Origin of the sequence: Candidatus Accumulibacter contiguus (assembly GCF_012940005.1) — a bacterium.
Classification (GTDB): Bacteria; Pseudomonadota; Gammaproteobacteria; order Burkholderiales; family Rhodocyclaceae; genus Accumulibacter; species Accumulibacter contiguus.
The window spans coordinates 110,039-133,534 of sequence record NZ_SPMX01000018.1 but is presented as its reverse complement, the minus strand read 5'-3'; the positions used below and the strand labels follow the sequence as shown (position 1 = coordinate 133,534).

The following is a 23,496-nucleotide window of genomic DNA, read 5'->3' as shown; positions in this document are numbered from 1 at the left end:
GTCGGGGGCGCCTGGAAAAGTCATGACCGTTAGTCAGAGCCGCGAGGCGAGAATCTCCGTCAGCTCGGCGTCGCTGAGCACGATCGGATTGGTCTTCATGCTGGAACCGCGGCTGGCGGCGACGATGCGCGGCAGATCGTCCTGGCCGATGCCGTAAGCCGACAGACGGGGAAGCGCCAGTTCCAGTTCCCAGCGGCGCAGGGTGTCGACCAGAAAGCGGCGTGCGTCGGGGCCGTTGAGACCCTTCTGCATCGCGAAGCGACGGCCGACCTCGGCATATTTGGGCAGCGCCGGGTTATCCGGTTCCCGGGCTTCCAGGGCGGTGATGTTGCGGGCGGTCGCGCTGGCCACCAGCGTGCCGCAGACGACACCGTGCGGAATCGGGAAGAAGGCACCGAGCGGCGAGGCCAGGCCATGTACCGAACCGAGCCCGGTCTGTGCCAGGCAGATGCCCGAGAGCAGCGAGGCGTAGGCCATCTGCGCGCGCGCCGCGGCGGACTGCTGCCGATGCAGCGCCGGCAGCGCCGCGCGCGCGGCCATGATCCCCGAGCGGGCCAGCGCATCGGTCAGCGGGTTGGCACGTGTCGACACGAAGGATTCGAGGAGCTGTGTGAAGGCGTCGAGGCCGTCGGCAGCGATCAGTTCCGGCGGGCAGGCGGCTAGTAGATCCGGATCGACGATTGCCCATTCGGCGACCAGCCGGTCGTCGCGGAAGGACTTCTTGAAACTGCCGGGCACGCTCAACACGGCATTTTTCGTTGCCTCCGAGCCGGTGCCGGCAGTGGTCGGAACGGCGATCAAGGGAATTGCCGGTCCCAGGTAGGGCAGTTCCGGGCCGACCCCTTCGAGATGCTCCATCACCGAGTTGCCGGGCCGCAACAGTCCGGCGATCGCTTTCGCCGCATCGAGCGCGCTGCCGCCGCCAATACCGACAACGCAGTCGAAGGGTCTTTCCCGCCAGGCGGCGACGGTTGCGTCGATCCATTCCGGCGACGGCTCGCCGGATACCCTCACCTGTTCCCAGGACAGCCCGCGCTGCGCAAGTTGCGCGAACAGCCTTTTGCCCGCCACGGATTCGGCCAGGGAGCGCAGGCCGGTGACGAGCAGAAGATTGCGGCCGTAGCCGGCGGCGATGTCCGGCAAGCGGGCCAGGGCGCCGCTGCCGAATTCGATGCGTGGCAGGCGGGCGATCGCGAAGCCCGGGATCGACGGGAGAGCCGGGAAGGCGTCGCTCATGCGGGAAACAGCCCGTTCATCGGCTCACCCCGCCGTGGTTCGGCCATCATGTCGGCGACCGCCGTTCGCCAGGCGAGATAATGCGCCGTCTCCTTGTGTGCGGCTGCGTCGGCGGCCGAGGCATAGGCCTCGTAGAGGATGAAGCGCGCCGGATCGTCGGGCGCCTGCAGGACATCGAAGCGCCGGTTGCCCGCTTCGCCGACCGAGGCTTCGTGGTTGGCGCGCGTGGCGGCAATGAAGGCATCGACCGACTCCGGCCGGACGCGCACATGGACAAGTGTGACCTGCATGGTGGCCTCCCGAATATGAACCGGGCTAATTGTACCGTACGCTCGGAGCGTCGAATGCGTCAGCGGGAGAGATAGCTGCCATCACATTGAGCACGGCCTGGGTGCGGCCGTGGTCATCCCTGATTTTCGGTACGGGTCCGTTCCGGCTGCGTCCGTGTCGACCGGACTGGCGAGGCGGGCGAAAACGCGATCACCTCCCGCAGAGAATCGCTGCCGACGGCGAGCATGATCAGGCGGTCAAGTCCGAGCGCGACTCCGCTGCAATCGGGCAGGCCGGATGCCAGCGCCGCCAGGAGTGGCTCGTCGATGGGGATGGCCGGCAGGCCCAGCGCCTCGCGTTCGCGCAGGTCGGCGGCAAAGCGTGCGCGCTGTTCGTCGGCGTCGAGCAGCTCGTGATAGCCGTTGGCCAGTTCGACACCGCGATGATACAGCTCGAAACGCGATGCCACGACCTGGCCTTCGTCGTCCAGGTGCAGACGGGCGAGGGCGGCCTGCGAGGGCGGATAGTCAACCACAAAACTCAGCGTGTCGATGCCGAGGGTCGGTTCGATGACCTGGCTCATCAACAATTCCAGCCAGGTGTCGCGGTCGGCCTCGTCGAAGGCCAGGTCGACATGCCGTCTCGCGACGGCACGCAGTTGATCGACGCTGCAGCTCAGCGGGTCGAGGCCGAGCCGGGTGCGGAACAGGTCGCGATAGCGGTGGCGCACGCAGCGCGTTTCACCGAGCGCGAGGCAGGCAACGGCGGCGACATCGTCGATGAGCTGATCCGGGGTGAAGCCGACGCGATACCACTCGAGCATCGTGAACTCGGGGTGGTGCCGGCGCCCCATTTCATCGGCGCGGAACACGCGGGCGATCTGGTAGATCGAGCCGCTGCCCGCGGCCAGCAGGCGCTTCATCGCGTATTCGGGCGAGGTCTGCAGATAACCGTGGCCAGGCACCTGCATACTGTGCAGGTGCGGATCGGTCACCGTGGTCGGGCAGAGTTGCGGTGTTTCCACTTCGAGGACATGCTGTTGTGCGAAGTAGGCACGAATCTGCGCCACGATCTGCGCGCGGCGGCGCAGGTTTGCGAGCGGTGCGCCGGGTCGCCAGTCAACCGTTGACATCGACGTCAGGGGGAGGGCTGGCATTCGCGAAAGCATTACGCTTTCACGCGCGACACATATTCACCCGAGCGCGTATCGCATCTGATGATTTCCCCCTGGTTGACGAACAGCGGCACCTTGACCGTCGCGCCGGTGGACAGGCGCGCCGGTTTGTTGCCACCGGTGGCGGTATCGCCACGGACGCCGGGCTCGGTTTCGACGACTTCCAGTTCGACGAAGTTGAGCGGGGTCACTGCCAGCGGTGTGCCGTTGTACAGCGTCACGGTGCACAGGTCCTGTTCCTTGAGCCAGAGTGCAGCGTCACCGACGGTGCTGTTGCTGGCCTGATGCTGCTCGAAGTTTTCCGGTTCCATGAAGTGGTGGAAATCGCCGTCGTTGTAGAGGTATTGCATTTCGCAGTCAAAGACGTCGGCGCTTTCCACCGAGTCGCCGGACTTGAAGGTTTTTTTCCGAGACGCGGTTGGTCTTCAGGTTACGCAGTTTGACGCGGTTGAAAGCCTGACCCTTGCCGGGTTTGACGAATTCGTTTTCGAGGATCATGCAGGGGTCACCGTCCAGCATGACCTTCAAACCCGATTTGAATTCGTTGGTAGAATAGCTCGCCATTGCATCCCTCGTGAGATCGTCGATAAATATGAAGGGCGCCATGATAGCGCGAAGCCTCGCCAAATGGCAGGGCGAGGATGCGCAGGCCGAGCCCTGGCAAGGGGCGCTGCAGACGGTGATCAGCGATGGCGACGAACTGCTGAAGCTGCTCGGCCTTTCTCCGCAGGCCCTGGCCATCGACCGCCGTCAGGCTTTCTCCCTGCGGGTTCCGCGTTCCTTCGTCGCGCGCATGCAGCCGGCGACGCCCGACGATCCGCTACTCAAGCAGGTACTGCCGCTGATCGCCGAAAGCAGGCCGCAACCCGGCTTTGGCTGCGACCCACTGGCAGAGGCCGAAGCCAACAAGGTGCCGGGGCTGATCCACAAGTTCCACGGACGCGTGCTGCTGATCGTGACCGGCCATTGCGGCATCCATTGCCGCTACTGTTTCCGGCGCCACTTCCCCTACGCGGCAAAACAAGCGTCGCGGGCGGACTGGTCGAAGGCGTTCGACTACATCCGCCACGATGACTCGATCAGCGAAGTGATCCTGTCGGGTGGCGATCCGCTGGCGGTGGCGGACCGCCATTTGCAGTGGATGGTCGGCCAGATCGAGGCGATCCCGCAGGTCAGCCGTCTGCGTATTCACAGCCGCTTGCCGGTGGTGATTCCACAACGCATCACCCCCGCGCTGCTCAGCCTGCTGGCCGATACCCGCCTGCAGGTGAGTCTGGTGTTGCATGTCAATCATGCACAGGAACTCGATGATTCGGTGGCCGCCGCACTCAAACCCTTGCGCCATGCCGGGATCACGCTGCTCAATCAGACGGTGCTGCTGGCGGGAATCAATGACGACGTGCAGGTGCTCGCAGATCTGTCGGAGCGCCTGTTCGCAATCGGCGTGCTGCCTTATTACCTGCATCTGCTCGATCACGTGCAAGGCGCCGCGCATTTCGAGGTCGCCGAGCAAAGCGTGCATGGCCTGCACGAAGCGTTGCTCGCGCGTTTGCCGGGCTATCTCGTGCCACGCTTCGTGCGCGAGGTCGCGCACGCGGCGTCGAAGATCCCGGTGGGTCCCGTCGCGCCTTGAGGCCGCGATTTTTCGTCACGACGTTTACAGGAGGATGAAGCCATGCGTGGTAATCCGATCGTTCAGTCATTGGCGTGGGCTGCTCTGCTTGGCACCGCACTGCCCTTGCCGGCAGCGGAGAGTCTGCCGCTGTTGCTGGCTGAAACCGAGCAAGGTCAGGCCGATGTCGCACTCTATCTGGTCAGCGAGAAACTCGACGGTGTGCGCGCATTCTGGGATGGGCAGGCGCTACGCACGCGCAAGGGCCATACGATCCAGGTTCCGTCCTGGTTTGTCGCCCAGTTCCCGGCGCAGCCGCTCGACGGCGAGTTATGGATTGGCCGCGGCGATTTCGAGCGGCTCTCTGGTATCGTCCGTCGGCAAACGCCGGATGACTCGCAATGGCAGCAGGTGCGCTATCTGGTTTTCGAATTGCCGCAGTCGCCCGGCACTTTTCGTCAACGGGCGCTGGCCCTGCGCGAGTTGACCGCCAGGCTGGCGCTGCCCTGGTTGCAGGCGGTGGAGCAATGGGAATTCGGCTCTCGCGAGGCGCTCGAAAAGAAGCTCGAACAGATTGTCCGAGGCGGTGGCGAGGGACTGATGCTGCACCGCGCGGATGCCGCGTACGTCACCGGTCGCAGCGATGTCCTGCTCAAGCTGAAAGCGTGGCACGATGCCGAGGCGACGGTGATCGGCCATCAGCCCGGCCGCGGCAAGTATGCCGGGATGCTGGGCGCCCTGCGTGTACGGACCGCTGGCGGTGTCGAGTTCATGCTCGGCACTGGTCTCAGCGACGCAGACCGTCGCCAGCCGCCACCGGTAGGCACCTTGATTACCTTCCGCTATCGCGAACTGACCGGTCGCGGGCTGCCCAGATTCGCCAGCTACCATCGTCCGCGTGATCTGTAGGCTGCGCGTGCACAAAGTTCTCTACTCCACGTTCCGCTGCATCTGCCTTCTCCAAGTCTCCGGCAGCGTCTTCCACTACGCTCAGCAAGCTTTCCATAGGGGCACGCAATACCGGATGACGATTCAGGCGCTCCAGCCACATCAGGTCGCGGTCAATGGCTAGCATGGGTGTCCCCTCCGGTGGATCAGTAGAAAATGCTGAAATTATGGGGCTTGCATCACTTTGAATCACACCCCTTTCTCAGGAGAATGGGCGCCGCCCGGCGGATCGGTGCTAAAATTAACAATTGGTCGACGTGCTCGCCGGTCAACCATTAAGCTTTTGGCTCGTTGTAATCATTCCATTGTCGATAAGGAACCCCATTATGAAAAATTCTCTCCTCGTTGCTGCGCTGATCGCTCTGGCCGTTACCGCTTGTGGCAAGAAGGAAGAAGCCAAACCGGCTGCTGCTCCGGCCGCTCCTCCTGCCGCCGCTGCTCCGGCCGCTCCTCCTGCTGCCCCTGCTGCCGCTCCGGCTGCTGCTCCGGCTGCTGCTCCGGCCGCCGATGCCGCCAAACCCGCCGAAGCCGCCAAGCCCGCCGAAGCCGCCGCAGACAAGGCCAAGGAAGTTGCTGGTGCTGCTGCCCAAGGTGCTGCCGACGCAGCCAAAGACGCAATGAAGAAGTAATCGGTCTGTCCTTTCCAGGCAATGAAAAAGCCGGCGCAAGCCGGCTTTTTCATTGCCTGGAAACGAGACGCATCGTTCAGACCAGCTGCCGCCAGCCGAAGCCGCCTTCCTGGTCGGCGATACCGATCCAGTTCTCGCTGCAGCCCAGCGCTGACGCCAGTGCCCTGGCGGCCAGTTCCGGCCGATTATTCTGCTGGCTCAGGTGTGCCGCAAGCACATGCTGCAAGCGCCGGGTATCGACCTGCCGCAGGAAGTCTGCCGCCTGATCGTTCTCCAGATGACCGAAGCGCCCGCCGATTCGCTGCTTGAGCCGCGCCGGATAATTCGACGCAGCGAGCAGCGCCTGATCGTGGTTGCACTCCAGTACCAGCCCGTCGCAGGCACCCAGAACCTCCACGATGTGGGGCGTGATCGAGCCGCTGTCGGTGAGAACGCCAAGGCACTGCTGACCGTTGCTGAACGCATACTGTACGGGTTCGCGCGCATCGTGCGGCACCGGGAAGGGCTGCACTTCGAGGCCGCCGATGGCAAAGCGCGTTTGACCGTCGATCAGCCGGCATTCGGGCAAGGCAGTCTTGCCCTGGGATGCTGCGGCGTGCGTGCCGTGCGTAAGATACACCGTGAGTTGGTAACTGCGGGCAAAAGCGAAAACCCCCTCCAGGTGATCGGCATGCTCGTGCGTCACCACGATCGCGGTCAACTCATCGGGGGCAGTGCCCAGCCTGGCCAATCTGGCTGTCGCCATGCGTGCCGAAAAGCCGCAGTCGAGCAACACTTTCGTCTCGCCGGCATCGACAATCAGGGCGTTACCCTGACTGCCGCTACCCAGAGACGCGAAACGGATCACTTCAACTGGTCGTAGAGCAGATTGAGGATCTTCCTTGCCGTATCGGACTGGCTAATACCACCCTCGGTCGATAGCACCTGGACTGTCGACAGGCTGCCTGCCTCACGCACGAAGATGCGGTACTGAATCTGTACCTTGTCGGCAGAACTGCCCTTGAAGGGATTCAACCTCGACAAGAAGGTGTCTTCCTTCTTCTGGTTGTCGCTTTCGGGGTCGACATAACGAACGAAGTAAAGGCCCCTGGAACGATCCCGGTCTTCGACCGTGAAACCCACACGGTCCAGCGCCAGACCGACTCGCCGCCAGGCTCTATCGAACGATTCCTCGACCTCTAGGGTACCTGCCCCGTCGGCACCTCGCGTCAGCCGTGCTCGCTCGACGGGCTTTTCCTGCGCCGCCCGGACGGCCTCGGCAGCGCGCTTCTCGTCGCTTCCCAGGCGAATCATCAAACGACGCAGCATCTCGGCTTCGAGTTCCGGGTCGGCCGGACGTGGCTGCCACTTGGTTTGATCCCTGCCCTCGGTGACGTAAATCTCGTACATTCCGCGATGACTGATGAAGATGTCGGTGGTCCCCGGCGTACTTCCCGGTTCCAGACGGGTACGGAACTTGTCACGCTCGGCCGTCGAGTAGACCGAGTCGATCAGCTTGCCGAGCAGGTTGCGGATGAAGTCCTGCTCGATCTTGGCGCGGTTCTCTGCCCAGTCGGTCTCCATCACCCCGGCATCAGGCAGTTCGAGCTTGATCACAAAACCGGTTTCCTGCCAGAAGTCCTTGACCTGCCCCCAGAGCTTGTCCGGCGCCCCAGCGGCCACCAGCCAGCGCTGATTGCCGGAACGTTCGATGTGCGCCCGGTCTACTTCGGGCAGGACTTCGCTCTTCTGCTGTGCCCGCGCCTGCGGCGAACGCTCGGCGGTGTACGCCGAGTAGGTGGCCGTCCCTTTGCCAATGGTGTCCGGCACGGCATAGCGGTCATCGCGCGTGGGTGAGGTCAGGTCAGGAGGCACTTCCAGCGTCGGCACATTGGTGGCCGCAGCCGTCTTGTACTCGATTCGCTTGGGTTCGAGCAGGGAACCACCGCAACCCGCGAGCAGCAGCAGTAGAAGCGCGGCTCGACAGCGCAATACGGCAAGACTCATTTGACCACCCTGAACTGAAATCTAGACAAGTACGCCCGCCTGATCCATGGCGGCACGGACACGGGCGTGACAATCCGGCGACAACGGCGTCAGTGGCAGTCGCAGCCCAGCATCGATCAAACCCAGTTCCTGGCACGCCCACTTGACGGGGATCGGGTTCGCCTCGCAGAACATTTGCCGATGCAGGCCGAGCAGGCGAGCATTCAATGCTCGCGCCTTGATGGCGTCGCCAGCCAGCGCGGCGGCACACATTTCGTGCATCAGGCGCGGCGCAACATTGGCGACCACCGAGATATCACCGCTCGCACCCATCAGAATCAAGGCACAGGCACTCGCATCATCACCGCTATACACGGCAAAACCGGCAGGCGCGCGCGCGATCAGCTCGATACCGCGATCCATGTTGCCGGTGGCGTCCTTGATGCCGACAATGTTCGGGATTTCCGCCAGACGCAGCGCGGTGTCATTGCCCAGATCAGCGACCGTGCGGCCCGGTACGTTATAGAGAATCACCGGGATATCGACGGCTTCGGCGATCGTCCGGAAGTGGCGATACAGTCCTTCCTGTGTCGGCTTGTTGTAATACGGTACTACCGACAGCGCAGCATCGGCGCCGGCCTGTCGGGCAAAGCGCGTCAGCTCGACCGCTTCGGAAGTCGAATTGGCACCCGTGCCGGCGATCACCGGAATGCGACCAGCCGCCTGCTCGACGGCGACACGGATCAGTTCGCAGTGTTCTTCGAGGTTGACCGTCGGTGACTCGCCGGTCGTACCGACGATGACGATGGCGTCGGTACCTTCCTGTACGTGGAAATCGACCAGACGGCGCAGGCCGGGCAGGTCGAGACTCCCGTCGGCGTGCATGGGTGTGACAATCGCTACAATCGATCCAGTAATCATGGTCTTGGAGGGAGCCTGGGAAACTCACCGGGGGGTTTTCCCGGTAGAAATGAAACACTGGATTCTAACCGAAAGGCGCCGCCATGGCGATGAAAAACGGTGGCCGCCAGCAGAATGCGAAGCGGCAACGCTCCGCGACTTTCACGGTACGCTCATATCTCGGCCAGCACCCGAATATGGGCGACCACGCTGCGCGCCAGAGCCGACAGTGAGTAACCCCCTTCGAGTATCGACACGATCCGCTTCTGTGCGAATTCTTCGGCAAGCTGCTTCAGTTGTACAGTGACCCAGGCGTAGTCTTTCTCGAGCAGTTTCAAGCCACCCATCTCGTCCTCGTAGTGGCCGTCAAAACCTGCCGAAATCAGGATCATCTCGGGCTGGAACTCGCGTAGACGCGGCATCCAGATGTCGCTTACCACATTCCGGAATTCCTCTCCGTCGGTTCCCCGGCTGAGGGGCACATTCAACATGTTGAAGGCCGGGTGTTCGGTGCCGCTGTAGGGGTAAAACGGATGCTGGAAGGTGCCGACCATCAGTACGCGCGGGTCGCCCTTGAAGCAATCCTCGGTACCATTGCCGTGGTGGACGTCGAAATCGACGATCGCGACGCGCGACAAGTGATGTGCTCCCAGCGCATGTGCTGCCGCCACGGCAATATTGTTGAAGAAGCAGAAGCCCATCGCTGCCGCCCGCTCGGCGTGGTGTCCCGGCGGACGCACCGCACAGAAGGCGTTCTCGACTTCACCGGCCATCACCAGGTCGACCGCCTTGATCCCTGCCCCGGCAGCGCGCAAAGCCGCCTGCCAGGTGTGCCGGTTCATGGCTGTGTCCGGGTCGAGGTGTACGATGCCCAACTCGGGTGAAGCCCGCTTCAGCCGTTCCAGATGCGCGGCGGTATGGACGCGATGGAGCTGCTGAAAAGTGACCAATGGAGCATCATGATAAACGAAATACGAATCCAGGCCTTGCGCAATCATATGGTCGTTGATCGCGTTCAGACGCTCGGGAGCTTCCGGATGATACGAACCCATGTCGTGCAATTGGCAGTCGCGATGGGTGATGAATGCGGTGCTGGTCACTATGGCCTTTCTATCGCAGAGTGTCACTGTCAGGAACAGTGGAAACTGCGGGAAATCGAGTTATCGGCTGATGGTTTATTATCATCCCAATTGCGCCACCACGACAAGCCATGCGACAAACCATGCAGCCCATCCTCCCGACGACGAGACCCTCCCCGGTCACCAGAATCCTTGCCGCCGCCAACGCGGTGATCCTCGGCAAGAGCACGCAAACCCGCCTGGCTCTATGCTGCCTGCTGGCAAAAGGCCATTTGCTGATCGAAGATCTGCCGGGCGTCGGCAAGACGACGCTGGCGCACACCCTGGCGCGGGTGCTCGGATTCCAGTTCGCGCGCATCCAGTTCACGAGTGACATGCTGCCGGCCGACATCCTCGGCGTCTCGATCTTCGACCGAGAGAGCGGCAATTTCCGGTTTCTCCCCGGCCCGGTATTCTCACAGGTGCTGCTCGCCGACGAAATCAATCGCGCCACCCCAAAGACGCAGAGTGCCCTTCTCGAAGCCATGGAAGAAGGGCAGGTGACCACCGAGGGAGAAACGCGACCGCTGCCGGAACCGTTCTTCGTGATCGCCACGCAAAACCCTTCGACCCAGATCGGCACGTTCCCCTTGCCCGAATCACAGCTCGATCGCTTTCTGTTGCGCATCGAACTCGGCTATCCGGACCACGACGCCGAACGCGCGCTGCTCGAGAGCGGTGGCCGCCGCGAACAGTTGCCGACGCTGTCGACCTGCCTTGGCCCCGGCGAGTTTGCTGCGCTGCAACAACGAGTGAGCACGGTCTACAGCTCGCCGGCCTTGCTTGACTACCTGCAGGCGCTGGTCGAGGCGACACGCCAGGACGCCCGTCTGGTGCATGGCCTGAGCCCGCGCGCTGCCCTGTCACTGCTCGCCGTGGCACGCGCCTGGGCATTCAGCGACGGTCGCCAGATGGTCCTGCCGGAAGATCTGCAGGCGGTGCTGCCCGCCGTCGCCTGCCATCGCTTGCGGCTGCTCAGCGGCAGCCACGCCGGTGCCGAAGATATCGCCGCCCTGATTCGATCGCTGCCACTCCCCTAACGGTCATGATCATCCGCCTTGCAGCCTTGCAGCGCTGGTTGTTCCGTCTGGCACGTGACGAGCAGTTGCCGATCGTGCTCGGGCAACGCCGAATCTTCATCGTGCCAACGCGCGCCGGTGTCCTTTTTGCCGGCGTTCTCGCGGTGATGCTGATCGGCGCCATCAACTACAACCTGAGCCTCGGGCACGCGCTGATTTTTCTGCTCGCCGGCCTCGGCGTAGTGGCGATGGTGCACACCTTTCACAATCTGTTCGGCCTGCGATTGACTCCGGGGCGCGCCGAAGCAGTCTTTGCCGGCGATCTGGCACGCTTCCCGCTGCAACTGGATAACGCCCGCAGGCAGTCGCGGCGCGCCCTCGAGTTTTCCTTTGGCGAGCAGCCGGGAGTCACGGTTGACGTTCCCTCCGAAGGGCGCGTGATCGTGGCCGTTCCCTACAGCACCGCCCGACGTGGCCGCCTCGATCCAGGGCGTGTGACGCTTGCCACGCGCTACCCGCTGGGTCTGTTTCACGCCTGGAGCTACCCGCACCCGCTGTGGTCGTGCATGGTCTATCCCAGGCCGTTGCGGACACCCCTGCCAGGCCCGTCAGCGGGCGCGCAGGCCGACCATCACCACGGCGACAGCGGGCAGGAGGACTTCGCTGGTCTGCGAGCACGCCAGCCCAGCGACCCGACCCGACACATCGCCTGGAAAGCGGTGGCCCGCCGCTCCGATGAGCAACTGCTGCTGGTCAAGCAGTTTGCCGGCGGGGCCAGCGATGAATTGTGGCTCGACTGGTCTCTGACGCCGCCCGAGTGCGGCCAGGAGGATCGCCTGTCGATCCTGACCGGCTGGGTGATGACCGCCGACGAACAGCAGGTGCGCTACGGTCTGACGCTCCCGGGGCTGCAGATCGCGCCGGCGCAGGGCAGCGCACATCGCACGAACTGCCTGCAGGCCCTGGCGCTGTACGGTGCGGCGCCATGAGCAGCCAGCCGTCGCACGCGCTCGAACACGGCACGGTGCCCTGGCTGCTCGCCGGTGCGCTGGCAACCGCCGCACCCCATGCCGGGCATCTACCGCTGTGGCTGTCGCTGCTGGTCGCCAGCGCCATGCTCTGGCGCGTCTGGCTGTGGCAACGGCGTCGCCCGCTGCCACCGCGCTGGTCGCTGGCCCTGCTGGTGATCGCTGGCGTCGCGGGTGTCGCCTGGCAATTCCACAGCCTCTTCGGCAAGGATACCGGCGTCGCCCTGCTGGTCCTGTTCATGGCCCTCAAACCGTTGGAAACGCACCACCGGCGTGATGCCCTGGTGATGGTCATGCTCGGTTATTTTCTCCTGCTGACCCACTATTTCTATTCGCAGAGCATTCCCACCGGTCTCTGGCTGCTGGTCGCCATGACCCTGCTGACAGGCGCCCTGATCCGGCTGCATGGCGGTGCCCAGCCGATCACGGCGATTGCCCGGCAGGCCTCCCTGTTGCTGCTGCAGGCCCTGCCTTTCCTGTTGATTCTCTATCTGCTTTTCCCGCGCGTCACGGGTCCGCTCTGGGGATTGCCGGAGGACGCCCATGCCGGGCTGAGTGGCCTGTCCGAGCAGATGTCGCCGGGTTCGATCAGCAATCTGATCCAGTCGGGCGCGATCGCCTTTCGTAGCCGCTTCGCCGGCGAGACGCCGGAAAAGGCCGATCTCTACTGGCGCGGCCCGGTCTTCGACAGCTATGACGGAATCACCTGGCGAGCCGCAACGCCAGCAGCCGGGCTGCCGAAACCGGAACCGGTAATCGAGGCCAGTGGCACTTCCTATGCCTACACCAGCATTCTCGAAGCGCACAACCAGCGTTGGCTGCTGGCGCTCGACGTCGTCACCAGCCTGCCGCCCGAGAGTTCCCTGGCGCCCACCTTCGAAGCACTGGCGCGCGAACGGCTGCGCATTCGCAGCCGCGTGTCCTTCATCTCTGCAGTAGACTACCGTGCCAACCGCATCGAGGCGCCAGGTATCCTGCAACAGGCACTGACGCTGCCGGAAAAAATCAATCCGCGCGCCCGCGCCCTGGCCAGCGAGTGGCAGTCGCTGCCGCCGGAAAAGATCGCCGCGACAGCGCTGGCGATGTTCCGCAAGGAAGATTTCCATTACACGCTGCGCCCGCCGCTGCTCGGCGTGGACGCCGTCGATGAATTCCTGTTCGGCACGCGGCGCGGTTTCTGCGAACACTACGCATCGGCTTTCGTTTTCCTGATGCGCGCGGCCGGGGTTCCGGCGCGAGTGGTCGTCGGCTACCAGGGCGGCGAGCTCAATCCGGTCGATGGCTACCTCGTCGTCCGCCAATCCGACGCCCACGCCTGGGCTGAAATCTGGCTTGCCGGCAAGGGCTGGGTGCGTATCGATCCGACGGCTGCCGTCGCCCCGTCACGCATCGAACAGGGGATCCTTGCCGCGCTGCCCGAGGGTGAGCCCTTGCCGAGCATCATCCGGCTCGACAGGGACTGGCTGCGCCAGTTGCGCAACCGCTGGGAGGCGGCAAACAACAGCTGGAATCAATGGGTGCTCGGTTACAATCCGCAACGCCAGCGCGAACTGCTGTCACGGATCGGCTTGCGCGACCCCGACTGGCAGAGCATGACCGCGTCGCTGGCCATACTCTGCGGACTGGCGCTGTTGATCGTCACACTGTGGACACTACCCCGACGTCGCCGCGTCGATCCGGTACAGCGTGCCTGGCAACGCTACTGCGCACAACTGGCACGCCGGGGAGTCTGCCGCGCCGCATGGGAAGGCCCACTCGCTTTCGCGCAAAGGGTCGCGCGCGAACGACCCGAACTGGCTGCACTCACCAGCGAGGCCGCCGATTGCTATGCCCAACTGCGCTACGGTCGCAGCGGCGACGAGCCACTGCGACGGCTGCAACAATGCATGCGCCGCCTGCCACCGACAAGGAGAAAAGAGCTTTGAACAAATCATTCGCGACGCTCGGGCTGCTCGGCTGTCTGCTGTCCCTGCCTGGCCACGGTCAGCCGGGGGCCGGCTTCAGCCAGGAACCGGAGGTCCAGGCGTTCATCATCGGCATGCACGAACAGCACGGCTTTGATGTCGCCCACCTGACGCGGCAGTTCGCCGCCATCCACCCGAACGCCACGGTGCTGCGCGCCATCCGCCCGCCGGCCTTTCCCGAAAAGCAGCGCTCCTGGCAACGCTATCGCGAGCGCTTTGTGAACAGCCTGCGCATCGGTGGCGGCCTCTCGTTCTGGCAAAGACATGCCGCTACCCTGCAGCGCGCACAGGCGATCTACGGCGTACCGGCCGAAGTGATCGTGGCGATCATCGGCGTCGAGACCGTGTATGGCCAGAACATGGGCAGTTTTGGCGTCCTCGAAGCGCTCGCTTCGCTCGCCTTCCATTACCCACCGCGCGCAGAGTTCTTCCGCGGCGAACTCGAGCAGTTTCTGCTGCTGGCGCGTGAAAACGGCGTCAGCCCGCTCGAGATCAAGGGTTCCTACGCCGGTGCCATCGGCATCCCGCAGTTCATGCCCAGCAGCCAGCGCCGCTTTGCCGTCGACTTCGACGGTGACGACCGCATTGACCTGCGCAGCAGCAGCATCGACGCCATCGGCAGCGTTGCCCGTTTTCTGCAGCAGCATGGCTGGCAGAGCGGCGCTCCGGTTGCCGTACCGGCAAGTGTCAGCGGCGATCCGGCGGGATTGCTCGCGGCCGGGATCAAGCCCGCGCTGACGGTGCGCGAGATGGCCGCCGAGGGGGTGGTCGCAGTCGCCGCTGCTGACGGCGATCGCACAGCGGCCCTGATCGACCTGGTGACGCCGGGAGCGGCCACCGAATACTGGCTCGGCTTCGACAATTTCTACGTAATCACCCGTTACAACCGATCAAGCTTCTACGCGATGTCGGTCTTTCAACTCGCCGAAGCGCTACGCACGGCGCACAACAGGCTTGCCGAAGCGCGTTGATCTACTGCCGTGGCCGTCAGAGCAGGTTGTCGGCGGTGCCGCCTTCGCGCCGGATGACACGGCGCAGGTGATCGAGCGCCTCGATCTGGATCTGACGAACCCGCTCGCGTGTCAGTTTCAGGTCGAAGGCAATTTCTTCCAGGGTGCAGGCCTCCTTGCCCGCGAGACCGTAACGACGTTGCAGAACCTGCCGCTGCTTTTCGGAGAGTTGCCCGACCCACTTTTTCAGCAAGTCGCCAAGCTCGTTGGACTGCAACAGTTCATCCGGATCGAGCAGGCTCTCGTCGGCCAGCGCATCGCCATACGATCGGCTCGGGTCGACCTGCAAGGGTGCGTCGAGCGAAGCGATACGCTCGTTGAGGGCCATCACGCGGCGCACATCGTCGCTCGGCCGATCGATCAGATGGGCGATCTGGTCGATGCAGATTTCCCGCCCGTTGGCCAGCTCCAGATGGCGAATGGCGCGCAGCACGAGGTTGATTTCCTTGATTACATGCACCGGCAGGCGAATCGTTCGTGACTGATTCATGATCGCGCGCTCGATGCTTTGCCGGATCCACCAGGTGGCATAAGTCGAAAAACGGAAGCCGCGCTCGGGGTCGAATTTTTCGATCGCGTGGATCAGGCCGAGATTTCCCTCCTCGATCATGTCGAGCAAGGGCAGGCCACGGTTGAAATAGTGCTTGGCGATATTGACCACCAAGCGCAGATTGTGCTCGATCATTTTCTGGCGGGCCAGGAAATCACCGGCGCGTGCCCGCCGCGCCCATACCGCCTCTTCGGCCGGAGAAAACAGGGGCTTGGCTCCGATCTCGTTGAGGTAATGCTGGGTGACGTCATTGAGCAACTCGGCCTCGGGTGAGCCCCCGCCCGGTGCGAAGTCCGGCGCCAATACCGGTTCCTCTAAAAAGAGATCCGGCTGCTCCAGATCGTCGCCGAAGGAATCAGCATCAGGATCGAAAGCGCCGGACATGGTCAACGCTGCGGCAAGTGTTTGAGCGGGTCGACCGGCTTGCCCTGGCGCCGGATCTCGAAGTGCAGCTTGACCTGATCGGCGTCGGTATTGCCCATTTCGGCGATCTTCTGTCCCTTGCTGACACTCTGGCCTTCCTTCACCAGCACATTCTGGTTATGCGCGTACGCGGTCAGGTAAGTATTGTTGTGCTTGACGATCACCAGCTTGCCGTAACCGCGCAGCCCGGTACCGCTATACACGACCTTGCCGCCACCGGCAGCAAGCACGGCATCACCGGCCTTGCCGTTGATATCGATGCCCTTGTTGCCGCCCTCGCTGAAAGTGCCGATCAACTTGCCGCTGGCCGGCCAGATCCAGGGGATTTCCTCGCTGCCGGCTGCTGCCATATCACCGGATTTTGCCTCACCTGGAGCTTCTGGCTTGGGTTCCGGCTTGGCTTCGGCCTTGCTCACAGCGGCCACGACTGGCTCGGCCGTTTTCGGCTGTGCTTGCGCCCGCGCCAGCGCCTGCTCCGAGTACGCTTCCTTGCCCGCCTTCGGTTCACGTTTCAGCACGGGGTCACCACCCGGAGCGCCCGCAGCAGCGGCGCCACCAGAAAGCGGGCGCTGCTCGACCGCTGCTCCGGTGCCAATCGGCCGCACCACGACGGCATCGCCGGCGACTGCAGAAGCTGGCGCCCTGACCCGCAGCGACTGTCCGATCAGGATGCGATTCGGATTCTCGATGGCATTCCAGGCGACCAGATCCTTGTAATCCAGTCCATGATCGAGAGCGATCGAATACAGCGTGTCCCCCTTCTTGACGAGGTACATGTCCTTACTGGCAATGGCTGCCGCTGGCTTGGCGGCCGCACTGCGTTCATCCAGCGGCGCTGGCGTGATGCTGGCACAACCAGCGAGAACGAGCAGCAAGGCCAGAGCAGCAGCGTGGCAACGGAAAATCCCTTGGTCCTTCATTCGACTCCTGATAGCAACGGAACGAAACGCACAGCATCCAGGCGGGTTTCGACAAAACCCTCCGGTCTGAGTTCGATCAGGGCAAGCTGCTGTGCCGACACGCCCAAAGGCAGAATCAGCCTGCCATGAGGTGCGAGTTGCTGCAAAAGCGCACGCGGCACCCGCGCCGCCGCTGCTGCGACAATGATCGAATCAAAAGGAGCGGCCTCGGGCAGGCCGAGTTGGCCGTCGGCGTGCTTCAAGCGCACCTTGAGCTCCTTGATCGCGCGCAGATTGAGCTTGGCCCTGTCGAGCAGCGGCGCGATTCGCTCGACCGCATAGACCTCCTGGGTCAGTTGCGCGAGCACCGCTGCCTGATAGCCGCAACCGGCGCCGATCTCCAGCGTCCTGCCGAGTTCGCGGCCGGCGCGCAGCGCTTCGATCATGCGCGCCACCACATAGGGTTGCGAGATCGTCTGTGAGTAGCCGAGCGGCAGTGCCGTATCCTCGTAAGCCCTTGAAGCCAGCGCTTCTTCGACAAACACATGCCGCGGCACGGCGGCGATCGCCGCCAGCACCTCTTCGTCAACGATGCCCTGCTCACGCAGGCGCTCGATCATGCGCGTGCGCGTGCGCTGCGAAGTCATGCCAAAACCGGTATTGGCCCTTGGCGTGTTCATCGCGCCAGCCACGCGCGCAACAGCGGCAACTGCGTGTTGTGGGTCAAATCGACCTGCAGTGGTGTCACCGACACCTGATGGTTGCGCACCGCGTGGAAATCGGTGCCTTCGCCGGCATCCGCAGCGGCACCGGCAGCACCGACCCAGAACACGGTCTCATTGCGCGGCGACAGCGTGCGCACCACCGGCTCCGCCTTGTGGCGCTTGCCGAGGCGGGTGACAACGGTGCCGCGCAGTTGCGCGTAGGGCACATCGGGAACATTGACGTTGAGCAAGACCGGCTCGCGCAGCGCCTGTCGCCGCAACAGGTCGACCAGTTCGCGGGCCACCCGCGCCGCACTCGCGAAATGCTCGCCGGGAGTTCCGCACAGCGAAATTGCCAGGGACGGAATGCCGAGCAAGAACCCCTCGGTCGCCGCCGCGACGGTACCCGAATAGATCGTGTCGTCGCCCATGTTGGCACCCATGTTGATTCCCGACACCACCATGTCCGGAAGCCCGTCGAGCATGCCGGTGACGGCGAGATGAACACAGTCGGTGGGCGTGCCATTGACGTGATAGAAACCATTGGCCGCGCGTTTGAGCGACAAGGGGCGATCGAGCGTCAGCGAGTTGCTTGCCCCGCTGCGGTCGCGTTCGGGAGCCACGACGGTAATTTCAGCGACATCCGCCAGCACGCGCGCCAGATGCTCGATCCCCGGAGCGAAATAACCGTCATCGTTACAGAGCAGGATCCGCATGGCACTCCACGAACATCAACGAACACGGTGAACAAACCGGCGAGGGGCCGGCTTCATCATTATTGGCGGAGCTGCGCTGCAGCCCTCACCCGCCTGCCAGCAAACAGTGCCTGGTGGCACCGGCCAGCAGTACCCGTGGCGCTGCCAGGCTGGCGCCAATTATAACCGCCTCGGCACATCGCTGAATACTTCAGATCGCAATGCGGGTGTCCAGGACCTTACAAGGGTAGGTTTTCTAGCACACCGGCAGTCCCGATGTAGGGAGATGTCGCAACTTTTCGAGATCTTCGCCTAAAGAACCCCGCTGGTGTGCCGATACCCGAAGTATGCAGTGATCGTGCAGTCACTGACCGATCCTGATCTCTGTTTGCCGTTTCCATGTCAGATCGGTACCCGTGCGGGCAGAGGGCATGTTTCCGGGGGGAAAACATGGGTCTTCCCTCTTCCCTGTAATGGCTGTCCGTAGTGACAGGCCAGGTGGCGCAACAAAGGTCTGCGCCGTTTTTGTTGGCACTTCAGAAAGGAAAGATCATGTTTAAGTCATTGCTCGCGGCTGCCGTGGTTTCGGTCATTTCGTCGGTCGCCTGTGCCGCCGACAACTTTGCCACGCCAAAGGAAGCCGAGGCCATGGTGGCCAAAGCGGTCAAGGCACTCGGCGCCGATCGCACGGCGACCTTGAAGGAAATCACCGGCAAGGACAAGAAATGGGTCGACCGGGATCTCTATCCGGTTGTCTATGACATGCATGGGAAGTGCATTGCCCACGGTCAGAACGAAAAACAGGTCGGCAAGGACCTGATCGATCTGGCCGACGCCGACGGCAAGGAGTTCATCAAGGAACGGGTGTCTCTGGCCACGAGCAAGGGCAAGTTCTGGCAGGACTACAAGTTCACCGATCCGGTCAGCAAGAAAGTGTTGCCGAAGTCGGCCTACTGCGAGAAAACCGGCGAGAACATCGTTTGCGCCGGTGTCTATAAGCGCTGATCGGGCTGCCGGGGCTGATGGCGCTGCGCGACGGCCCCGATGCCACCGCCAGCAAGCCTTCTTCCTTCACGGAGAAAAGCATGAAGATCAAGGCAAAAATCGTCGTTTCCTCGCTCGTGCCGCTGACCATGATGCTGCTTCTGGGCATCTTCAGCTACTTCGGTCTGCGCTCGATGCAGCAAACGCTCGATGCCATAGGGGTAAAAGGCATGCAGCACCTCGCCGCCGTCAATGACAGCCGTGGCAGATTGCTCGACGCGAACATTGCGGCCTACCGATTGTTCACCATGTTGGGCAATTTCAATGAGGAGCGCATTGCCAAAGACGCCGCTGTAATCATGGGTCACGCCGATGGCGCGATACAGTTGCTCAAGAAATTCCGCGAACGCAGCGACCTCGATGAGGACGAAAAGAAGGCGATTGCCGCACTTGAGGAGCCCTTGGCGCGTTACCGCAAGAATGTGGTGCAGGCCATCGACATGGCGCAATCCGACATTGCCATGGGCACCGGCATGATGCAGGCGGCAGACAAGCGCTTCCTGGAAATCGACGCTGCACTCAGCAAGTTTCTCGAAGAGCAGAAGAGCAAAGGGGACGAAATGGTTTCCGCAGCGAACAAGCGCGTGTCGAGTTTGATCGCCACCAATCTCGGCCTGTTTCTGCTGGGCCTGGTCGTGGCCGTGTCGATCGCGCTGGTATTGGCCGGCAGAATAGTCGCTCCTCTGGTCGAAGCCGTGCGAACGGCCAGCATGATTGCCGGCGGCGAGCTGGGTACTGCCATCCAGACCGGCGCGCAGGACGAAACCGGGGATCTGCTGCGGGCGCTGGCGGAGATGCAGGGCAAGCTGACACAGATTATCGGCGAGGTGCACACCGCGGCCGACAGCCTGAGCAACGCGGCGGGACAGGTCTCCGCGACAGCCAGTTCCCTTGCGCATTCGTCCAGCGAGCAAGCCGCGTCGGTCGAGGAAACCACCGCGTCCATGCAGGAGATGAGCGCGTCCATCGCGCAGAACAAGGAAAATGCCCAACTCACCGGCAAGCTTGCCGCCAAGGCGGCCAGTGAGGCGGCTGAAGGCGCCACGGCTGTCGGCTGCACGGTCGAGGACATGAAGAGCATTGCCGGCAAGATCAGCATCATCGACGATATTGCCTATCAGACGAATCTGCTGGCCCTCAATGCTGCGATCGAGGCGGCCCGTGCCGGCGAGCATGGCAAGGGTTTTGCCGTCGTCGCCGCGGAAGTGCGTAAACTGGCGGAACGTTCGCAAGTCGCTGCGCAGGAAATCGGCAACCTGGCCAAATCCTCGGTGAAACAGGCCGATCTCGCCGGGAATCTGCTGACGCAGATGGTGCCCACTATTCGCCAGACTTCGGAACTGGTGCAGGAGATCGCCGCCGCCTCCTCGGAACAATCCAGCGGCGTGATGCAGATCAACGGCGCCCTGGGACAATTGAATCAGGCCACACAGCAGAACGCTTCGGCATCCGAACAACTCGCTGCCACCGCCGAGGAGATGGCGGGGCAGGCCAGTCAGCTCCAGGATCTCATGGCCTTCTTCAGAATCGACGACACCACCCTGTCCGGCGTGCCGTCCTCAGATACGGTGATCCCAAGAAGCGCTGCCCGATCCGGTTGATCCTGGTGACCGATTCCACCGCGGTCTTTCGCTGCAGACCGGCGGCGGAACCGGTGGTTCAGAAATACCGCCACCAGACGTAGACGTTGCAGATCGCGACATGGATCAGCATCAGCGGAAAGGCGATCCTGGTGTAGGTCATGAAGCGGAACGGAATGCCGTTGCGCTCGGCGATGCCGGCGACGGTCAGGTTGGCGCTGGCGCCGATCAGCGTGCCGTTGCCGCCGAGACAGGCGCCCAGCGAAAGGCACCACCAGAGCGGCATCAGCGCGTCCGCGCCGCCGAATGCAGGCGCCATCGATTTGATCAGGGGAATCATCGTGGCCACGAACGGGATATTGTCGACAATCGCCGACAGGAACGCCGATGACCAGAGGATGCTGTAGCCCGTGACCTTGAAATCGCCGCCGGTGGCGGCGAGCAGCTTGTCGGCGAGAAGGCGCAGCAGACCGGCGTGCTCGACACCGGCAATCACGATGAACAACCCGACGAAAAAAAAAGATCGTGATCCATTCGATCTCGTTGTACACCTTGACGACGTTCTCCGACTGGTGCTCGGCCGACTTGCCGAGGTTGTCGAGCATCAACAGCAGCGCCGCACCCGCCATGCCGATGGTGCCCGATTCCAGCCCCAGCGACCGTGCCATGACGAAGGCAACGATCACCAGGGCCAGCACCAGTGAAGCCCGTTTCAGCAGTCGCGAATCGGTGATCGCCTCGCTTTCGTCGAAGGCCATGACCCGCGCGCGCAGTTCGGCCGTTGAGGCCATGCTGCGTCCCCAGATGAGGTGAATCGAGATGACATGCACGAGGAGGATCACGACGATCACCGGCGAGAGGTGAATCACGAAGTCGTTGAACGACAAACCGACCTGGCCGCCGATCAGGATGTTCGGTGGATCGCCGATCAGCGTCGCTGTACCACCGATGTTCGACGCCAGGATCTGCGAGAACAGGAAGGGATAGGGATTGACTTTCAGCGCCTCGGTGATGACCAGCGTCACCGGAACGACGAGGAGTACGGTGGTGACATTGTCGAGCAAGGCGGAAACGACCGCGGTGACCACGGCAAGCATGGCCAGGATGCCCGCCGGGTTGGCCTTCACCAGTTTTGCCGACCAGATCGCCAGATACTCGAAAACCCCCGACTTGCGGGTGATCGAGACGATGACCATCATCCCGACGAGCAGGCCGATGGTATTGAAATCGACGCCGGCGACGGCCTGCTCCTGAGTCAGCAGGCCGAACATGATCATCAGCATTGCACCAAGCAATGCGATGATCGAGCGGTTCAGCCGTTCGCTGATGATTACGCCATAGGTGACGATCATCACCACGGTCGCCAGCCACAAGGGATTGAGGCCGAAAATGACCCCGGAAGCTGCTGTGTGCATTACTTGACCCTCCCGATGCGGGCGAGAACATCCCAGACTGAAACGATACCGAGCAGTTTCCCGTTCTCGACGACGGGCAGGACGTTTCGCTGCCGGTGGAGGAAGAGCATGGCGTTCATCAGCGGCGTGTCGGGATCAAGAACCGGCACCTCGGTGTCCAGGTGGCGGCTCACGGGATCGTTGGCGACGGCATCCACCCGCTCCTGCAGGTCGGCCAGCGTATCCTGGATGAAGCCGACCTGCAGGAGGTGGCTCAAGGGATGTTGCTCGTCCTGGTGCGAGATGACTCGCGGCATGGCGAGTGCAATCAGCCGGCTGCGTGGCAGCATGCCGAGGTAGCGGTAGTCGCTGTCGACGACCGGCAGTGCCGGTAGCCGTTGTTCGACCATGGTCTGCAGGGCCAATGACATGGAGTCGGTCGGCTTGAGCACGGCCGGCGGTGCCGACATGATCGACCGGCACAAGGCGTCAGGATGGTGGTGCATGAAACCCCCTTTGGGTAGAGACGGAGGCCGCGAATCTTCTTCCGCCTGCCCGGCATGGACAGGAGATTCGTCGGCACGGCCGGAGTATGCCGAGCCGTGGAAGCCGCTGTCAATCCCGAATTTGCTGCCTGCAACCCGGGCATCAACGCCCGATCTGCAGGGCGCTCACGGCCTGCGGCGATTGCGGAGCCGTTCTCTCCGACTTTGCTGAGATGCTGAAGGATTTGGCCTGGTTTGGCTTGTTAAGGGCAAGAAACATGACATGAAGATTGCCTGCGCAGAGCGGCTGGCGGCGCATCAGCGTAGCCGTCTCAAGGCTATTTCAGCAGCGTGACCGGCAGGTCGGTGATCTCGAGCACCCGGCTACTGACCGAGCCGAGCAGTACGCTGGACACTGCGCCCAGGCCGCGGCTGCCCATGACGATGCCGTCGCATCCCTGCTCCCTGGCGACTCTGGCGATGATCTCGGCGGCAGGGCCGATCTCCACCAGCGGCGTAAAGCGGACGCCGGCAGCATCGAGCACCTCGCGGTACTGCTGCAAGGTGTCGCCACCCCGGCATTCCTCCATTGCCTCGACCTCTTCCTTCTTGAGGAGGCGGCGTACACTCCAGTCGTCGATTTCCGGTTGAACATTGAGCAGGACGACCTCAATCGAGGGGCAGGTGCCAGTCAGTGCGATGATGTGCCGCACGGCGTGATGGGCGGCGGCTGAACCGTCGACTGGGACAAGAACCTTGCGCATGGCGAATTCCTCAGGCGGTTTGCGACTGTCGGAACCAGTACGGCGTGGCAACTGACGGTGCACAGGCCAGCAGGCGACCTGAAAA

The 23,496-nt window shown here is 63.0% G+C and carries 22 protein-coding genes and 3 pseudogenes; 9 read left to right on the top strand and 16 right to left on the bottom strand.

Annotation, left to right across the window (positions count from 1 at the left end):
- Positions 1 to 33: 33 nt before the first annotated feature.
- The 4 genes and pseudogenes from E4Q08_RS08645 to efp all read right to left on the bottom strand — a co-directional run bounded on the left by E4Q08_RS08645 (position 34) and on the right by efp (position 3,244).
- A complete protein-coding gene (locus tag E4Q08_RS08645) occupies positions 34 to 1,236 on the bottom strand; it encodes an iron-containing alcohol dehydrogenase (protein ID WP_169070083.1) in 1,203 nt (400 codons plus the stop codon).
- A complete protein-coding gene (locus E4Q08_RS08640; RefSeq protein ID WP_034912080.1) occupies positions 1,233 to 1,526 on the bottom strand; it encodes an antibiotic biosynthesis monooxygenase in 294 nt (97 codons plus the stop codon). Before E4Q08_RS08640 ends, E4Q08_RS08645 begins: the two co-directional genes overlap by 4 nt.
- Positions 1,527 to 1,639: 113 nt before the next feature.
- Positions 1,640 to 2,638 (bottom strand): EF-P lysine aminoacylase EpmA, encoded by a 999-nt coding sequence (epmA, locus tag E4Q08_RS08635; protein WP_169070082.1) that lies wholly within the window; start codon positions 2,636 to 2,638, stop codon positions 1,640 to 1,642.
- A 35-nt stretch (positions 2,639 to 2,673) separates the two neighbouring features.
- A pseudogene (efp, locus tag E4Q08_RS08630) lies at positions 2,674 to 3,244 on the bottom strand (elongation factor P).
- 40 nt (positions 3,245 to 3,284) lie between these two features.
- On the opposite strand from efp, the gene epmB reads away from it, so the two are divergent.
- Both epmB and E4Q08_RS08620 read left to right on the top strand, forming a co-directional pair.
- Entirely contained in the window at positions 3,285 to 4,313 is a 1,029-nt protein-coding gene (gene epmB / locus E4Q08_RS08625; protein WP_169070081.1) for an EF-P beta-lysylation protein EpmB, read from the top strand.
- Positions 4,314 to 4,355: 42 nt separating this feature from the next.
- Complete coding sequence (locus tag E4Q08_RS08620) at positions 4,356 to 5,201, top strand: DNA ligase (RefSeq protein ID WP_169070080.1); 846 nt, start codon at positions 4,356 to 4,358, stop codon at positions 5,199 to 5,201.
- Between the two features lie 22 nt (positions 5,202 to 5,223).
- Here the strand turns inward: E4Q08_RS08620 and E4Q08_RS24550 are convergent.
- Positions 5,224 to 5,367 (bottom strand): annotated as a pseudogene (locus tag E4Q08_RS24550) (ISKra4-like element ISTvi1 family transposase); the annotation flags it as partial.
- A gap of 199 nt (positions 5,368 to 5,566) precedes the next feature.
- Here E4Q08_RS24550 and E4Q08_RS08615 point away from each other — a divergent pair.
- Positions 5,567 to 5,869, top strand: a complete 303-nt coding sequence (locus E4Q08_RS08615; RefSeq protein WP_034912071.1) for a hypothetical protein — start codon at positions 5,567 to 5,569, stop codon at positions 5,867 to 5,869.
- Between the two features lie 76 nt (positions 5,870 to 5,945).
- On the opposite strand, the gene E4Q08_RS08610 is transcribed toward E4Q08_RS08615, so the two are convergent.
- The 4 genes from E4Q08_RS08610 to E4Q08_RS08595 all read right to left on the bottom strand — a co-directional run bounded on the left by E4Q08_RS08610 (position 5,946) and on the right by E4Q08_RS08595 (position 9,834).
- Positions 5,946 to 6,713, bottom strand: coding sequence for an MBL fold metallo-hydrolase (locus tag E4Q08_RS08610; RefSeq protein WP_169070098.1), 768 nt, complete (start codon positions 6,711 to 6,713; stop codon positions 5,946 to 5,948).
- On the bottom strand, positions 6,713 to 7,855 hold the full coding sequence (gene bamC / locus E4Q08_RS08605) for an NlpB/DapX family lipoprotein (protein ID WP_034912053.1): 1,143 nt from the start codon (positions 7,853 to 7,855) through the stop codon (positions 6,713 to 6,715). The genes E4Q08_RS08610 and bamC overlap by 1 nt, the downstream gene beginning before the upstream one ends.
- A 21-nt stretch (positions 7,856 to 7,876) precedes the next feature.
- Positions 7,877 to 8,755: a 4-hydroxy-tetrahydrodipicolinate synthase gene (dapA, locus tag E4Q08_RS08600; protein ID WP_034912047.1), complete on the bottom strand. Its 879-nt coding sequence runs from the start codon at positions 8,753 to 8,755 to the stop codon at positions 7,877 to 7,879.
- A 152-nt stretch (positions 8,756 to 8,907) separates the two neighbouring features.
- The gene (locus E4Q08_RS08595; protein ID WP_034912041.1) at positions 8,908 to 9,834 is read right to left on the bottom strand and encodes a histone deacetylase family protein; all 927 of its coding nucleotides are present in this window, start codon (positions 9,832 to 9,834) and stop codon (positions 8,908 to 8,910) included.
- 122 nt (positions 9,835 to 9,956) lie between these two features.
- Between E4Q08_RS08595 and E4Q08_RS08590 the strand changes: the two genes are divergently transcribed.
- From E4Q08_RS08590 to mltB, 4 genes are read left to right on the top strand one after another with little or no spacing between them, the layout of a single operon-like run.
- Positions 9,957 to 10,892, top strand: a complete 936-nt coding sequence (locus tag E4Q08_RS08590) for an AAA family ATPase (protein WP_034912037.1) — start codon at positions 9,957 to 9,959, stop codon at positions 10,890 to 10,892.
- A 5-nt stretch (positions 10,893 to 10,897) separates the two neighbouring features.
- On the top strand, positions 10,898 to 11,860 hold the full coding sequence (locus E4Q08_RS08585) for a DUF58 domain-containing protein (protein WP_034912029.1): 963 nt from the start codon (positions 10,898 to 10,900) through the stop codon (positions 11,858 to 11,860).
- The gene (locus E4Q08_RS08580) at positions 11,857 to 13,824 is read left to right on the top strand and encodes a transglutaminase TgpA family protein (protein WP_034912025.1); all 1,968 of its coding nucleotides are present in this window, start codon (positions 11,857 to 11,859) and stop codon (positions 13,822 to 13,824) included. The genes E4Q08_RS08585 and E4Q08_RS08580 overlap by 4 nt, the downstream gene beginning before the upstream one ends.
- The gene (gene mltB, locus E4Q08_RS08575; RefSeq protein ID WP_169070079.1) at positions 13,782 to 14,834 is read left to right on the top strand and encodes a lytic murein transglycosylase B; all 1,053 of its coding nucleotides are present in this window, start codon (positions 13,782 to 13,784) and stop codon (positions 14,832 to 14,834) included. Before E4Q08_RS08580 ends, mltB begins: the two co-directional genes overlap by 43 nt.
- Before the next feature lie 16 nt (positions 14,835 to 14,850).
- On the opposite strand, the gene rpoS is transcribed toward mltB, so the two are convergent.
- Genes rpoS through surE form a run of 4 tightly spaced genes read right to left on the bottom strand, consistent with a single transcriptional unit; the run spans position 14,851 to position 18,165 of the window.
- Complete coding sequence (gene rpoS, locus E4Q08_RS08570) at positions 14,851 to 15,807, bottom strand: RNA polymerase sigma factor RpoS (RefSeq protein ID WP_169070078.1); 957 nt, start codon at positions 15,805 to 15,807, stop codon at positions 14,851 to 14,853.
- 2 nt (positions 15,808 to 15,809) lie between these two features.
- Positions 15,810 to 16,766: a peptidoglycan DD-metalloendopeptidase family protein gene (locus tag E4Q08_RS08565; protein ID WP_169070077.1), complete on the bottom strand. Its 957-nt coding sequence runs from the start codon at positions 16,764 to 16,766 to the stop codon at positions 15,810 to 15,812.
- A complete protein-coding gene (locus E4Q08_RS08560) occupies positions 16,763 to 17,425 on the bottom strand; it encodes a protein-L-isoaspartate(D-aspartate) O-methyltransferase (RefSeq protein WP_169070076.1) in 663 nt (220 codons plus the stop codon). The genes E4Q08_RS08565 and E4Q08_RS08560 overlap by 4 nt, the downstream gene beginning before the upstream one ends.
- Complete coding sequence (gene surE, locus E4Q08_RS08555; RefSeq protein WP_169070075.1) at positions 17,422 to 18,165, bottom strand: 5'/3'-nucleotidase SurE; 744 nt, start codon at positions 18,163 to 18,165, stop codon at positions 17,422 to 17,424. Before surE ends, E4Q08_RS08560 begins: the two co-directional genes overlap by 4 nt.
- A 531-nt stretch (positions 18,166 to 18,696) precedes the next feature.
- Between surE and E4Q08_RS08550 the strand changes: the two genes are divergently transcribed.
- Together E4Q08_RS08550 and E4Q08_RS08545 are read left to right on the top strand one after the other, a co-directional pair.
- Positions 18,697 to 19,149 (top strand): cache domain-containing protein, encoded by a 453-nt coding sequence (locus E4Q08_RS08550; RefSeq protein ID WP_034913557.1) that lies wholly within the window; start codon positions 18,697 to 18,699, stop codon positions 19,147 to 19,149.
- Between the two features lie 80 nt (positions 19,150 to 19,229).
- Positions 19,230 to 20,789 carry a methyl-accepting chemotaxis protein gene (locus E4Q08_RS08545; RefSeq protein WP_169070074.1) on the top strand — a complete coding sequence of 520 codons (1,560 nt, stop codon included), beginning with the start codon at positions 19,230 to 19,232 and terminating at the stop codon, positions 20,787 to 20,789.
- Positions 20,790 to 20,847: 58 nt separating this feature from the next.
- Here E4Q08_RS08545 and E4Q08_RS08540 read toward each other — a convergent pair.
- The 3 genes and pseudogenes from E4Q08_RS08540 to E4Q08_RS08530 all read right to left on the bottom strand — a co-directional run bounded on the left by E4Q08_RS08540 (position 20,848) and on the right by E4Q08_RS08530 (position 23,411).
- Positions 20,848 to 22,183: pseudogene (locus E4Q08_RS08540) on the bottom strand (ArsB/NhaD family transporter).
- The gene (locus E4Q08_RS08535) at positions 22,183 to 22,668 is read right to left on the bottom strand and encodes a CBS domain-containing protein (protein ID WP_169070073.1); all 486 of its coding nucleotides are present in this window, start codon (positions 22,666 to 22,668) and stop codon (positions 22,183 to 22,185) included. Before E4Q08_RS08535 ends, E4Q08_RS08540 begins: the two are co-directional and overlap by 1 nt.
- Positions 22,669 to 22,985: 317 nt before the next feature.
- Positions 22,986 to 23,411: a universal stress protein gene (locus E4Q08_RS08530; protein ID WP_169070072.1), complete on the bottom strand. Its 426-nt coding sequence runs from the start codon at positions 23,409 to 23,411 to the stop codon at positions 22,986 to 22,988.
- Positions 23,412 to 23,496: the final 85 nt, after the last annotated feature.